A 12,555-nucleotide genomic window follows, 5' to 3' on the forward strand; every position below is an offset into this window, starting at 1 on the left:
GCGCGCAGCCGTTAGGAATCGGTTAACGAAGGCGCAAGGCAGCCGCGGATGAAGCCCGCGGTCGCGTCCAGCGTCGCCCGCCCCTCCGGCAGGACGGCGTGGAAGAACGGCCAGACATGCGGCAGATCGCCCGCCACCCGGATCTCGGCGCCGGGCAGGACATCGGCCAACCGCAGCGCATCGTCGCGCAGAATCTCGGTCGCCGCGACATGGACCAGCACCGGCGGCGGGTCGGGAAAATCCGCGAACAGCGGCGAGACGCGCGGATCGGCAGGATCGAGGCCCTGAAGCACCATCGCGCGCGCCTCCGTCATGCGCTCGGCCGGCAGGTAGTGATCGCACCGGGCGTTGCCGTGCAGCGACGCGCCCGAAAGCGTCAGATCGGTCCAGGGCGAAAAGGCAAATGCCCCCGCCGGCGGCGCGCCCGCCCGGCAGAGATGCCCGAGCAGCGCCAGCGCCAGCCCGCCACCCGCCGAATCGCCCCCCAAAACCATCTGCCCCGCCGCCACCCCCTGCCCGCGCAGCGCCTGCCAGGCGGCCAGCGCGTCGTCAAAGGCCGCGGGCGCCGGATGCTCGGGCGCCAGCCGATAGCGCGGCAGCACAGCCGCAACCCCGGCCCGCCGCGCCAGCGCGCCGACCATCCAGGCATGCGTGCGCGGCGAGCCGGTGAGATACGCGCCGCCGTGGAAGTAAAGGATCATCCCCGCGCCGGCCTGCGGCGGATCGAGCCGCAGTGCCATGCCGCCCGCCGTGATCTCGCGCAGCGACACATCCCGCGGCGGCGGAAACACCCGCGCCGCCCAGCGGTCGAAGCGCGCGCGCTCCCGCGCCGGGTCATGGGCGCGCGCCAGCGCCGGCCGGACCGTGCCCCGCAGCACCGCCCGCAGAATCTTCGCGCGCAGGCTCACTGCCCTTTCGCGGCGCGCCTGCCCTCGATCGCGTCCCAGATCAGCCCGGCGACATTGATCCCGTCGAACCGCTCCAACTCCTGGATGCCGGTGGGCGAGGTCAGGTTGATCTCGGTCAGCCAGTCGCCGATCACGTCGATGCCGACGAAGACCTGCCCGCGCTCGCGCAGCAAGGGGCCTATCCTGGCGCAGATCTCGCGGTCGCGCTCGGTCAACTCCACCTTCGCCGCGCGCCCGCCGACATGCAGGTTCGACCGCGTCTCGCCCTCGGCCGGGATGCGGTTGATCGCCCCCACCGGCTCGCCATCGACCAGGATCACGCGCTTGTCGCCGTTCGATACCGCCGGCAGGTATTTCTGCACGATCATCGGCTCGCGCGAGAGGCCGGTGAACATCTCGTGCAACGAAGCCAAATTGCGGTCGGACTGGTCCAGCCGGAACACCCCGGCCCCGCCGTTGCCGTAGAGCGGCTTGAGGATGATGTCGCCATGCCGGTGCTTGAAATCGCGGATCTCGGCCAGGTCGCGTGCGATCATCGTCGGCGGCGTCAGGTCGGGAAACTGCAGCACCAGCAGCTTCTCGGGGTAGTTGCGCACCCAGAACGGGTCGTTGACCACCAGCGTCTGCGGAAGGATCAGTTCCAGCAGATGCGTCGTGGTGATGTAGCCCATGTCGAAGGGCGGGTCCTGGCGCAGCCAGACCACGTCGAACCCGGCCAGGTCGAGCAATTCCTCCGCGCCCAGGCTGACGTGATCGCCCTGCACGCGCTGCAGCGTCATCCGGCAGCCGCGCGCGACGACCCGGCCATTGTCCCAGGCCAGCCGCTCGGGCGTGTAGTACCAGACCTCGTGGCCGCGCGCCTGCGCCTCCTCGGCCAGGCGGAAGGTGCTGTCGGCGTCGATGTTCACCCGCTCGATCGGGTCCATCTGGAAGGCGATGCGAAGCGCCATGCGGCCTCCTGTCGGTTGGATCGGTCGCCTTGATGCACCGCGCCGGGGCCGGATGCAATCGGCCACAAGGGCCACCCGGCCCGCGCCCCCCACCGCCACAGGCACCGTTCCCCGCGGCCGCGCCACGGGGCGGGTGGGTGGGCGTGGCGCGGCCGCGGGGAACGGGATGCGCCCGACGCCGCTCAGGCGCCCAGCGCGTTCTCGATCACCTCGACACGCCCCTGCCCGTCGACCAGCGCCACGTCGAACCGCGCCGGCGTCGCCAGCCCTGCGGGTTGCGCGCCCAGAAACTCCGCGCCCGCGGCCAGCAGTCGCGCCATCTGCGCCGGCTGCAGCCGATGCGCGGCGGCGGCCAGATCGCGCGCCCGCTTCACCTCGACCAGCACGAACCCCGCGCCGTCCGCCAGGATAAGGTCGATCTCGCCGCCCTGCCCGCGCCAGCGCGTGGCGTGCACCGCCAGCCCGCGGCCCTCGTACCAGCGCGCGACCTGCGCCTCGGCCATGCGCCCGGCCTGATGCGCCACCGCACCCCGCAACCGGTTGCCCGGGCGCTCACTCATCCCCCTGCCCCTTTTGCAGCGCCAGCGCCGCCTGGTAGACCTGCCGCCGCGGCAGGCCCAGTTCCGCCGCGACCCGGTCCACCGCCGCGCGCAGACTGTCCTGCGCCAGCGCGTCTGCCAGCGCCGCCTCCAGCGTTCCGGCGCCGACCGCCACCGCCCCCTGCCGGTCGGTCAGCACCACGACTTCGCCCTTGATCTCGCGCGAAGCCAGCGCCGCGGCCAGATCGCCCAAGGGCGCGCGGATCACCTCCTCGTGGCGCTTGGTCAGTTCGCGGCAGACCACCGCGTCGCGCCCGGCGCCGAAGATCGGCACCATCTCGGCCAGCAGCCGCGCCACCCGGCGGGGCGATTCGTAGAGGACGCAAGTCGCCGGGATCGCCGCCGCCTCGGCCAGGAAGCGCGCGCGGGCGCCCGCCTGCGCCGGCGCGAAACCGAGGAATGCGAAGCGGTCGGTCGGCAGCCCCGCCACCGCCAGCGCCGCCAGCACCGCCGAGGCGCCGGGCACCGCGTGCACCGCATGCCCCGCCGCCACCGCCGCGCGCACCAGCTGGAACCCCGGATCGGCGACCAGCGGCGTCCCGGCTTCCGAGGCATAGGCGACCGACCGCCCCTCGGCCAGCGCCGCCAGCAGTTTCGGGCGCATCCGTTCGCCGTTGTGGTCGTGATAGGCCAGCAGCGTCCGCCCGCCCGCCGACAGCCCGTGGATCTGCATCAGGTGGCGCAGGCTGCGCGTGTCCTCGGCGGCCAGCACCTCGGCCGCGCCCAGCACATCGAGCGCGCGCAACGTGATGTCGCGCGCCGCCCCGATCGGGGTCGACACCAGCCAGAGCCCGGGTGCAAGCGATGGGGCAAGCGGGGCGGAATCGGTCAAATCGATGTGGCCTCCTGGAACCTCGGCGGCGCTGATGCGTTTACTTCGGCCGGCAGGCTTCGTAATCTGGACCTGCCATTCCCGTTCGATCCCGGAAGGAACCCCATGTCTGCCGTTTTGTCTCTTGTCCGCTTCCTTGGCAAGTCCGCGCCGCTGCGCGGCCTGATCGCCCTGACCGGGATCTTCACGCTTGCCGCCTGCGAACCCACAGCCTTCGGCAGCGTCGGCGGCGCGCCGCGCGTCGATCCGGGCGCGCCGGTTCAGGTGGCGCTTCTGGTGCCGTCGGGTTCGGGCAGTTCCGGCGATGCGGTGCTGGCCGAAAGCCTTGAAAACGCCGCCCGGCTGGCGACGCGCGATCTTTCCGGCGTGCGCATCGACCTGCGGGTCTATTCCACGGCCGGCGCGCCCGGTCAGGCCGCGCAGGTCGCCGCCCGCGCCGTCGACGAAGGCGCGCAGATCATCCTCGGCCCGGTCTACGGGCGCGAGGCGCGCCCCGCCGGCAACGCCGTCGCCGGGCGCGGCGTCAACGTGCTCAGCTTTTCCAACGACACCTCGGTCGCCGGCGGCAACGTCTTTGTCATGGGCCTGACCTTCGAAAATACCGCCCGGCGGCTGATGAACTACGCCGCCAACCAGGGTCGCGGCCAGGTGATGGTGGTTGCCGAACGCACCGACGCCGGGCGCGCCGCCATCGACGCGGCGCGGCGCGCCGCCCCCGGCAGCGGCGCCAGCGTCGTCGCGGTCGAAACCTTCGATTTCTCGCAGCAGGGCGTGGTCGAGGCGCTGCCGCGCCTGTCGCAGACGGCGCGCGGCTCGGGCGCGCAGACGGTGCTCTTTTCCTCCGACACCGCCGGCGCGCTGCCGCTTCTGGTGCAGCTGCTGCCCGACAACCGCGTCGGCCCGCCGCAGTTCCAGTTCATGGGCCTGACGCGCTGGGACATCCCGCCCTCGAGCCTGCAGATGAGTGGGCTGCAAGGCGGCTGGTTCGCCAAGCCCGACCCGGCGCTGACCGCCCAGTTCGAACAGCGCTACCGCGCCGCCTACGGCAGCAACCCGCATCCGATCGCCGCGTTGGCCTACGACGGCATGGCCGCGATCGGCGCGCTGGTCAGCACCGGCCGCTCGGACGCCTTCTCGCGCACGGCGCTGACCCAGGGCTCGGGCTTTGCCGGGGTCAACGGCGTCTTCCGCCTGCTGCCCAGCGGCGGCAACGAACGCGCGCTGGCGGTCGCCACGATCCGCGACAACCAGGTGCAGATCATCGACAGCGCGCCGCGCAGCTTCACCGGGCCCGGCTTCTGATCGGACCCGGCGCGTGACGACAGGCTCGCCCGCCGCGACGACCACCGCCCCGCCCGCGCCGACAGCGGCACGGGCGGGCTTCGCCACCCCGCCCGCCCCGCGCGAGCCGCTGATCTGCGACCCGGTGCGGATCGTCGATCTGGACGCGCTGGACCGGGACCTCGCCGCCGCCCTGGACGAGGATACGGACAACCGCACCCGCCGGCTGGCCGTGGTCCGCGTGCTGGTCGAGGCGCTGCGCCGCGGGCACGACGCGCTCGACGCCGCGATGGCCGCCGCCCCGCGCGACGCGCGCGCCTTCGTGCGCGCGCAGACCTGGCTCACCGATGTCGTGGTCACCGCCGCCTTCAACGTCGCCAGCACCGCGCTGCACCCGCTCAACACCCCGACCGAGGGCGAGCGGCTCTGCGTCATGGCGGTGGGCGGCTACGGCCGGGCCGAGATGGCGCCGCATTCCGACGTCGACCTTCTGTTCCTGACCCCGTGGAAGGTCACCGGCTGGGCCGAAAGCGTCATCGAATCGACGCTCTACATCCTCTGGGACCTGAAGCTGAAGATCGGCCACGCCAGCCGCACCGTCGACGACTGTCTGCGCCTTGCGCGCGACGACACCACGATCCGCACCGCGCTTCTGGAAAACCGCTACCTCTGCGGCGACCGGCAGCTTGCCCGCACGCTCAAGGACCGGCTCTGGACCGATCTTTTCCCCGCCACCCATTCGCAATTCGTCGAGGCCAAGCTCGCCGAGCGCGCCGAGCGTCACGCCCGCCAGGGCGGCGCGCGCTACATGCTGGAGCCGAACGTGAAGGAGGGCAAGGGCGGCCTGCGCGACCTGCAGACCCTCTACTGGATCGCCAAATACATCTACCGCGTCACCCAGGCCGCCGAACTGGTCGCGCACGGCTTCTTCTCCGAGGACGAATACCAGACCTTCCGCGACGCCGAGACCTTCCTCTGGGCGGTGCGCTGCCACATGCACCACATCACCGGCCGCGCCACCGACCAGCTGACCTTCGACCTGCAGGTCCCGGTGGCCGAGCGCATGGGCTATTCCGACCATTCCGGCCGCCGCGGGGTGGAGCATTTCATGCAGGCCTATTTCCGCCACGCCACCAACGTGGGCGAACTCACGCGCATCTTCCTCACCGGGCTGGAAGCCCGCCACGTCAAGCGCGCGCCCGACCTTCTGCGCCTCCTGCGCCGCAAGAAGAAGGTCCGCCCCGGCTACAAGGTCGACCTCAACCGCCTCAACATCGCCGATCCCGCCGCCTTCCTCGCCGACCCCCTGAACCTCCTGCGCATCTTCGAGGAGGCCTTGCGCACCGGCCTTCTGATCCACCCCGACGCCATGCGCCTCATTGCCGCCAACCTCGCGCTGATCGACACCGACCTGCGCGAAACGCCCGAGGCGCAGCGCATCTTCCTCGACCTGATGCTCAAGCACGGCAACCCCGAACGCGGGCTGCGGCGGATGAACGAACTTGGCGTCCTCTCCGCCTTCATCCCCGAATTCGAGCCGATCGTGGCGATGATGCAGTTCAACGTCTACCACCACTACACGGTGGACGAGCATACCATCCAGTGCATCTCCACCCTCGCCCAGATCGAGCGCGGCGAACTGGTCGAGGAATTGCCCATCGCCTCCCGAATCCTCAAGGAAGGCGTCAACCGCAAGGTCCTTTATGTCGCGCTTCTTCTGCACGACATCGGCAAGGGCCGGCCCGAGGATCACTCGATCCTCGGCGCCCAGATCGCCCGCCGCGTCGCCCCGCGCCTGGGCCTGAACGCCGAGGATGCCGAGACCGTCGAATGGCTGGTGCGCCATCACCTCCTGATGTCCGACACCGCGCAGAAGCGCGACATCGGCGATCCGCGCACGGTGCGCGACTTCGCCCGCGCCACGCAGACCAAGAAGCGGCTCGACCTGATGACCGTGCTCACCGTCTGCGACATCCGCGGCGTCGGCCCCGGCACCTGGAACAACTGGAAGGCGATGCTGCTGCGCCAGCTCTACCGCGACACCGCCGATGCGCTGGAAAACGGGCTGGAGGCCGTAAACCGCTCCAAGCGCGAGAACGAGGCCAAGCGCGCCCTGCGCGAGGCGCTGGCCGACTGGTCGCGGTCTGAACTGCGCGCCGAGACCGGGCGCCACTACGGCCCCTACTGGCAGGGCCTCGCGACCGACACCCACGCCGTCTTCGCGCGCCTGCTGCTCGGCATCGGCACCGACGAGATCCGAATCGACCTGCACCCCGACGAGGGGCGCGACGCCACCCGCGCCTGCTTCGCGCTGGCCGACCATCCCGGCATCTTCTCGCGGCTGGCCGGCGCGCTGGCGCTGGTCGGCGCCAATGTCGTCGACGCGCGCACCTACACCACCAAGGACGGCTTCGCCACCGCCGTCTTCTGGATTCAGGACGCCGAGGGCCACCCCTACGAGATGGAACGCCTGCCCCGCCTGCGCCGCATGATCGAACGCACCTTCGCCGGCGAGGTGGTGGCGACCGAGGCGCTGAAAGATCGCGACCGCGTCAAGAAACGCGACCGCCAGTTCCGCATCCCCACCACGATCAGCTTCGACAACGACGGCTCGGACATCTACACGATCATCGAGGTCGACACCCGCGACCGCCCCGGCCTGCTCTACGACCTGACGCGCACGCTCGCGGCCAACAACATCTACATTGCCTCGGCCGTGATCGCGACCTATGGGGTGCAGGTCGTCGACAGCTTCTATGTGAAAGACATGTTCGGGCTGAAACTGCACACCAAGGTCAAGCAGGAGGCGCTGGAAAAGAAACTCCGCGCCGCCATCACCGCCGGCGTCCAGCGGGCGAACGGCCAGTGACGCGATGAGGCCGCGCCTGCGCGCCCCGGCCGCCGATCCCGGCAGGGCCAACGGCGGTCGCCCGCCCGCCGCGCCGAGGGTTACGAAAACCTTGCGATCACGACTTTTTTCGATCTGCGACAATATCTTGCGCGAATGCGCGCATGCGCGCAGCCCAATGTCTGCCGCCGGAGACCCGCCTCACCGCCCCGGCACGGCGACGAGCGGCGGTAACGGCGCGCTGACCGCGCCCGCGCCGCGGGGCGGGTGGGTGGGCGCGGCGTGGGCGCGGTCAGCCCCGACGCCACAGCCCGACACCTGCGCGCAGCCCGGCCCATGACCCCCATCCGCCTGATGCGCAGCTTCGCCACGGTCGGCGGCTGGACGCTCTTCAGCCGCCTCCTCGGCTTCGTGCGCGACGTGCTGATGGCGCGCTTCCTCGGCGCCGGCACCGTCGCCGACGCCTTCTTCGTCGCCTTTTCGCTGCCCAACATGTTCCGCCGCTTCTTTGCCGAGGGCGCCTTCAACGCGGCGTTTGTCCCGATGTTCACCAAACGGCTGGAATCCTCGAAAACCGAGGCCGAGGATTTCGCCCGCGATGCCTTCTGGCTGATGGCGAGCTTCCTCATCGTCTTCTCGGTCGCGGCGATGGCCGCCATGCCGCTTCTCGTCTGGGCGATGGCCGCGGGCTTCGGCACCGGCGAGCGGTTCGAGCTGGCCGTCGTCTTCGGCCGCATCGCCTTTCCCTACATCCTCTTCGTCTCGCTCATGGCGCTGATCTCGGGGATGCTGAACGCGACGGGCCGCTTCATCGCCGCCGCCGCCGCGCCGGCGCTCCTCAACGTCGCCTTCATCGCGGCGCTTCTGCTCGGCGCGCGGCAGGGCTGGCCCATCGGCCTCACGCTTTCCTCGGCGGTGCCTGTCGCGGGCGTGCTGCAACTCGCCGCGGTCTGGTGGGCGCTGCGCCGCGCCGGCTTCCGGCTGCGCTTCCGCCGCCCGCGTCTCACGCCGGAACTCAAGCGCCTCCTGATCATCGCCGCCCCGGCGATCCTCGCCGGCGGCGTCGTGCAGGTCAACCTGATCGTCGGCCGGCAGGTCGCCTCCTTCACCGAGAACGCGATCTCCTGGCTCTCCTACGCCGACCGGCTCTACCAGTTGCCGCTGGGCGTCGTCGGCATCGCCGTCGGCGTGGTGCTGCTGCCCGAACTGTCCCGCCGCCTGCGCGCCGGCGAGGAAGCGGGCGCCCGCGACGCGCTCAGCCGCGGCATGGAATTCGCGCTCGCCCTCACCGTCCCCTCGGCCGTGGCGCTGGTGGTCATCGCCCAGCCGATCGTCTCGGTCCTCTTCGAACGCGGCGCCTTCGGACGCATGGACGCGGTGAACACCGCGCTGGCCCTCGCCATCTACGGCGCCGGCCTGCCCGCCTTCGTCCTCCACAAGGTCCTCCAACCCCTCTACTTCGCGCGCGAGGATACCCGCAGCCCGTTCCGCTACGCGCTCAACTCGATGGTGGTCAACGCCGTCGTCGCGGTCGGGCTGATGCCGGTCATCGGCTTCGTCGCCGCCGCGCTGGGCACCACGCTCGCCGGCTGGACGATGGTCTGGCAACTCTGGCACGGGTCGCGCCCGATGGGCCCGGCCGCGCGCCCCGACGCCCGCTTCCGCGACCGGATCTGGCGCATCGCGCTCTCCGCCGCGGCGATGGGGGTCGCGCTCTGGCTCCTCGCCGCGGCGCTGGAGCCGATGCTCTACGGCCCCGGCCGGGCGCTGGCGCTCCTCGCCCTCGTCCTCGGCGGCACGGTGGTCTATTTCGGCCTCGGCATCGCCATCGGCGCCTTTCGCCCCGCCGACCTGCGCGCCGCCATGCGCCGCGGCTCGGGCTAAGCGGCAACCGGCGACAGGGGGGCTGTCTGCCCCCCTCGGCCTGCGGCCTCACCCCCCGAGGATGTTTTCAGACAGAAAATGCAGGAAGGTACACGGCGGCCGGCAAGTCTTGCCGAATTCCTGCGGCAGCGTTCGGAACTGCCATACGCTTGCCAGCCCCTTGCCATACGCTTTCCGGCACCCTGCCGGCGCTCAGCCGCGGTCCAGAAGCCGCGCCCGTAGCGCCGCCCAGCGCCCCGGCGCCATCGCCGCGGCCAACCCGAATCCGACAGCAAAAGCAGCAAGTTCCGCGATCCAGCCATGTCCGGATTCGACCATCAGCCCGAAGCCCAACCGCGCCAGCAACAGCGCCCCAATGATCCCGAACGCCCTCACCCGCGCCCCCCGATCCCCCGCCACCCGCCACCGCCACCACGTCAGCCCCCCGACCAGCCCGAAGACCATCGCCATGCCCCCGAAGAGCCAGCCCAGTTCGTGCGCGCCGAGTACCAGTCCGAAGGCCACAGCACCCAGTATCGGCGGCAGGAAAATCATCAGGAACAATCGGATAGAGCCCTGCGCCTCGCCATAGGCCTTGCCCAGCGCAGCGATCAGGACAATCACCAGGACCGCATGCAGCGGCCCGGCATGGACGAAGGAATAGGCCGGGTAGCGCACCAGGTGGAGCAGGGGAAGGCGCAGGTTTTCCAGCATCCAGACCTGCAACCCGGTCGAGAAGCCGAAGCGCTGCAACGCCGTCAGCCGCCAGCCCAGCGCCTCGGGCCCGCCGACGATCCCCTGCCCGCCCAGCCAGAGCACCAGCTCGATCCCCGCCAGCGCCAGGATCACCAGCCACACCAGCGCCGGCAAGGGATTGAGCGGGGAGGCATTCAGGTCGCGCAGCCGCTCCTCGCGCTCGTCCTCGGCCATGAAACCCCACTCCGCCGCGGGGTTTGGTTGACGCCCCGCCCGCCCAGCGATAAGCCAGCCGCGACCGCTTTTCCACTACGGAGTGACGTCGATGAACGACGCATCCCCCGATGCTTCCGCCAATGCCCGCTTCAGCACGCGCATCTTTTCCGGCATCCAGCCCTCGGGCGGGTTGACGCTGGGCAATTACCTGGGCGCGCTCAAGCGGTTCGTCGAGAAGCAGGACGAGGGGATCGAGGCGATCTACTGCCTAGTCGACATGCACGCGATCACCGTCTGGCAGGAGCCCGCCAGGCTGCGCCACGCCACGCGCGAGGCCGCCGCGGGCTTCATCGCCGCGGGCATCGATCCCGAACGCTCGATCCTGTTCAACCAGAGCCAGGTCTCGGCCCATGCCGAACTGGCGTGGATCTTCAACTGCGTGGCGCGGATGGGCTGGATGAACCGGATGACCCAGTTCAAGGACAAGGCCGGCAAGGACAAGGAGGCCGCGTCGCTTGGCCTCTACGCCTATCCGGCGCTGATGGCCGCCGACATCCTGGCCTATCACGCGACGCATGTCCCGGTGGGCGAGGATCAGCGCCAGCATCTGGAACTGACCCGCGACATCGCGATCAAGTTCAACCACGACTACGGCGTGGATTTCTTTCCGGTGACCGAGCCGCTGATCGAAGGGGCGGCGACGCGGGTCATGTCCCTGCGCGACGGCACGAAGAAGATGTCGAAATCCGACCCGTCGGACATGAGCCGGATCAACCTGACCGACGATGCCGACGCCATCGCGCAGAAGTTCCGCAAGGCCCGCACCGACCCCGACCCGCTGCCCGACACGCTGGAGGCGCTGGAGGGTCGGCCGGAGGCGCGCAACTTGGTGAACATCTACGCCGCGCTGGACGGCACGTCCCCGCAGGAGGTTCTGGTGGCGTTCGCCGGCCAGGGCTTTGGCAGCTTCAAGCCGAAGCTGGCCGAACTGGCGGTCGAAAGCCTGGCGCCGATCACCGCCGAGATGTCGCGGCTGATGCAGGACCCGGCCGAGATCGACGCGCTGCTGGGCCGCGGGGCGGAACGGGCGGAGGCGATCGCCGCGCCGATCCTAGAGCAGTGCTTCGAGATCGTGGGCATGGTCCGGTCGCGACGCCGTTGAGGGCGCGGTACGGAAGCTGTCCCAAGCCTGGAAACGGGGGGCGTGCGCCAGCGCACATTTCACCATGTCATTGATTTCTTGAAATAAGATATTTTTCGTTAACTTCCGGGAAACCCTTTTTTCCGGGCTTTCGAGCGGGGTACCGAAGATGGATTTCGTCGCCCTTCTGGGCACCAAGGGCGGACCGGCAATCCGCACCGGCGCGCCCATGCCGACCGCGTCGCTGCTGTCGCTGGGCGGCGCTGAAGCGGTGATCGATTGCGGGCTGGGAGTCACGCGCGGGCTTGTCGATCAGGGCGTTGCGCTGAAGGACCTTTCGCGCGTTTTCATCACGCATCTGCATTCCGATCATTACCTGGAACTGGGCCCGCTTCTGCACACCGCCTGGACCGCGGGGCTGAAGTCGCCCGTCACCGTCTGGGGGCCGGCCGGGCTGGCGGGGTACTGGCAGGGGTTCCTGGCCTCGATGCAGGCCGATATCGACCTGCGGATCGCTGACGAAGGGCGCCCCGACCTGCGCGACCTCGTCCGCTTTCGCCCGATCACGGCGGACGCGCCCATCGTCAGCGGCGGGCTGAACGTCACCGCCCTGCCCGCGATCCACCCGCCGCTGACCGAATGCTGGTCGCTGTCGTTCCGCGCGGCTGGGCGGCATGTGGTCTTTTCGGGCGACACCGCGCACAACCCCGCACTGGTCGAGTTCGCGCGCGGCGCGGACCTGCTGATCCACGAGGCGATGCTGGCCGAGGGGTTGGCGGCGCTGGCCGCGCGGGTCGGCAACGGCGATGACCGGCTGCTACGGCACCTGCAACGCAGCCACACGCTGGCCGCCGACGCCGCGCGCGTGGCCGCCGCGGCGGGGGTGCGGGCGCTGGCTTTGCACCACCTCATCCCCTCGGACGACCCGGACTTCGGCGCCGCGGACTGGGCGCGCGCCGTCGCGCCGCACTGGACCGGGCCGCTGCATCTGGGAACCGACGGGTTGTGCCTGCCCCTCGACTGACGAGGGTTGAAAAAGTCCAATCTTTCGGTCCGCGTGCTTGCCGCAGGATTTTTCGTCCCCGCCGGAGCAGCCGAGGCGGAAAACCGTCCCGTCCCCGCCCCGCCCCGCGCGCCGAAGCCACGCAGATCCGACGCCCCTGCCCCGCACCGGACAGATTGTGCAGCCCCGCCCTTTGCACTAGCGTCACGCCAGATCCG

Annotated in this window: 10 protein-coding genes; 5 read left to right on the forward strand and 5 right to left on the reverse strand. The window is 70.5% G+C overall.

Translation table 11 applies throughout. The annotated features are described in order from the left end of the window. Window positions 1–11: 11 nt before the first annotated feature. The 4 genes from IM708_RS04835 to rsmI form a co-directional block, all read right to left on the reverse strand. Entirely contained in the window at window positions 12–908 is an 897-nt protein-coding gene (locus IM708_RS04835) for an alpha/beta hydrolase fold domain-containing protein (protein ID WP_209425198.1), read from the reverse strand. Next, window positions 905–1,858, reverse strand: a complete 954-nt coding sequence (gene gshB / locus IM708_RS04840) for a glutathione synthase (RefSeq protein WP_209425199.1) — start codon at window positions 1,856–1,858, stop codon at window positions 905–907. Before gshB ends, IM708_RS04835 begins: the two co-directional genes overlap by 4 nt. A gap of 182 nt (window positions 1,859–2,040) precedes the next feature. Continuing rightward, entirely contained in the window at window positions 2,041–2,418 is a 378-nt protein-coding gene (locus IM708_RS04845) for a YraN family protein (RefSeq protein ID WP_209425200.1), read from the reverse strand. Further along, window positions 2,411–3,289, reverse strand: coding sequence for a 16S rRNA (cytidine(1402)-2'-O)-methyltransferase (gene rsmI, locus IM708_RS04850; protein ID WP_245243005.1), 879 nt, complete (start codon window positions 3,287–3,289; stop codon window positions 2,411–2,413). Before rsmI ends, IM708_RS04845 begins: the two co-directional genes overlap by 8 nt. Window positions 3,290–3,394: 105 nt before the next feature. On the opposite strand from rsmI, the gene IM708_RS04855 reads away from it, so the two are divergent. The 3 genes from IM708_RS04855 to murJ all read left to right on the forward strand — a co-directional run bounded on the left by IM708_RS04855 (window position 3,395) and on the right by murJ (window position 9,302). Beyond that, window positions 3,395–4,591 (forward strand): penicillin-binding protein activator, encoded by a 1,197-nt coding sequence (locus IM708_RS04855; RefSeq protein WP_209425201.1) that lies wholly within the window; start codon window positions 3,395–3,397, stop codon window positions 4,589–4,591. A gap of 124 nt (window positions 4,592–4,715) precedes the next feature. Then, window positions 4,716–7,439, forward strand: coding sequence for a [protein-PII] uridylyltransferase (locus IM708_RS04860; RefSeq protein ID WP_348524943.1), 2,724 nt, complete (start codon window positions 4,716–4,718; stop codon window positions 7,437–7,439). A 315-nt stretch (window positions 7,440–7,754) separates the two neighbouring features. Further along, a complete protein-coding gene (murJ, locus tag IM708_RS04865) occupies window positions 7,755–9,302 on the forward strand; it encodes a murein biosynthesis integral membrane protein MurJ (protein ID WP_209425202.1) in 1,548 nt (515 codons plus the stop codon). A 192-nt stretch (window positions 9,303–9,494) separates the two neighbouring features. On the opposite strand, the gene IM708_RS04870 is transcribed toward murJ, so the two are convergent. Then, complete coding sequence (locus IM708_RS04870; protein ID WP_209425203.1) at window positions 9,495–10,211, reverse strand: rhomboid family intramembrane serine protease; 717 nt, start codon at window positions 10,209–10,211, stop codon at window positions 9,495–9,497. A 91-nt stretch (window positions 10,212–10,302) separates the two neighbouring features. Between IM708_RS04870 and trpS the strand changes: the two genes are divergently transcribed. Both trpS and IM708_RS04880 read left to right on the forward strand, forming a co-directional pair. Continuing rightward, window positions 10,303–11,355, forward strand: coding sequence for a tryptophan--tRNA ligase (gene trpS / locus IM708_RS04875; protein WP_209425204.1), 1,053 nt, complete (start codon window positions 10,303–10,305; stop codon window positions 11,353–11,355). 148 nt (window positions 11,356–11,503) lie between these two features. Beyond that, window positions 11,504–12,358: an MBL fold metallo-hydrolase gene (locus IM708_RS04880; protein ID WP_209425205.1), complete on the forward strand. Its 855-nt coding sequence runs from the start codon at window positions 11,504–11,506 to the stop codon at window positions 12,356–12,358. The last annotated feature ends 197 nt before the right edge of the window (window positions 12,359–12,555 follow it).

The organism is Pararhodobacter sp. SW119 (assembly GCF_017811755.1).
Classification (GTDB): Bacteria; Pseudomonadota; Alphaproteobacteria; order Rhodobacterales; family Rhodobacteraceae; genus Pararhodobacter.

Excerpts from the sequence above, each read along its gene's own strand:
- IM708_RS04880 (WP_209425205.1), top strand. The coding sequence starts at position 11,504 with ATGGATTTCGTCGCCCTTCTGGGCACCAAGGGCGGACCGGCAATCCGC.
- trpS (WP_209425204.1), top strand. The coding sequence starts at position 10,303 with ATGAACGACGCATCCCCCGATGCTTCCGCCAATGCCCGCTTCAGCACG.
- IM708_RS04845 (WP_209425200.1), bottom strand. The coding sequence starts at position 2,418 with ATGAGTGAGCGCCCGGGCAACCGGTTGCGGGGTGCGGTGGCGCATCAG.
- murJ (WP_209425202.1), top strand. The coding sequence starts at position 7,755 with ATGACCCCCATCCGCCTGATGCGCAGCTTCGCCACGGTCGGCGGCTGG.
- gshB (WP_209425199.1), bottom strand. The coding sequence starts at position 1,858 with ATGGCGCTTCGCATCGCCTTCCAGATGGACCCGATCGAGCGGGTGAAC.
- IM708_RS04855 (WP_209425201.1), top strand. The coding sequence starts at position 3,395 with ATGTCTGCCGTTTTGTCTCTTGTCCGCTTCCTTGGCAAGTCCGCGCCG.
- IM708_RS04870 (WP_209425203.1), bottom strand. The coding sequence starts at position 10,211 with ATGGCCGAGGACGAGCGCGAGGAGCGGCTGCGCGACCTGAATGCCTCC.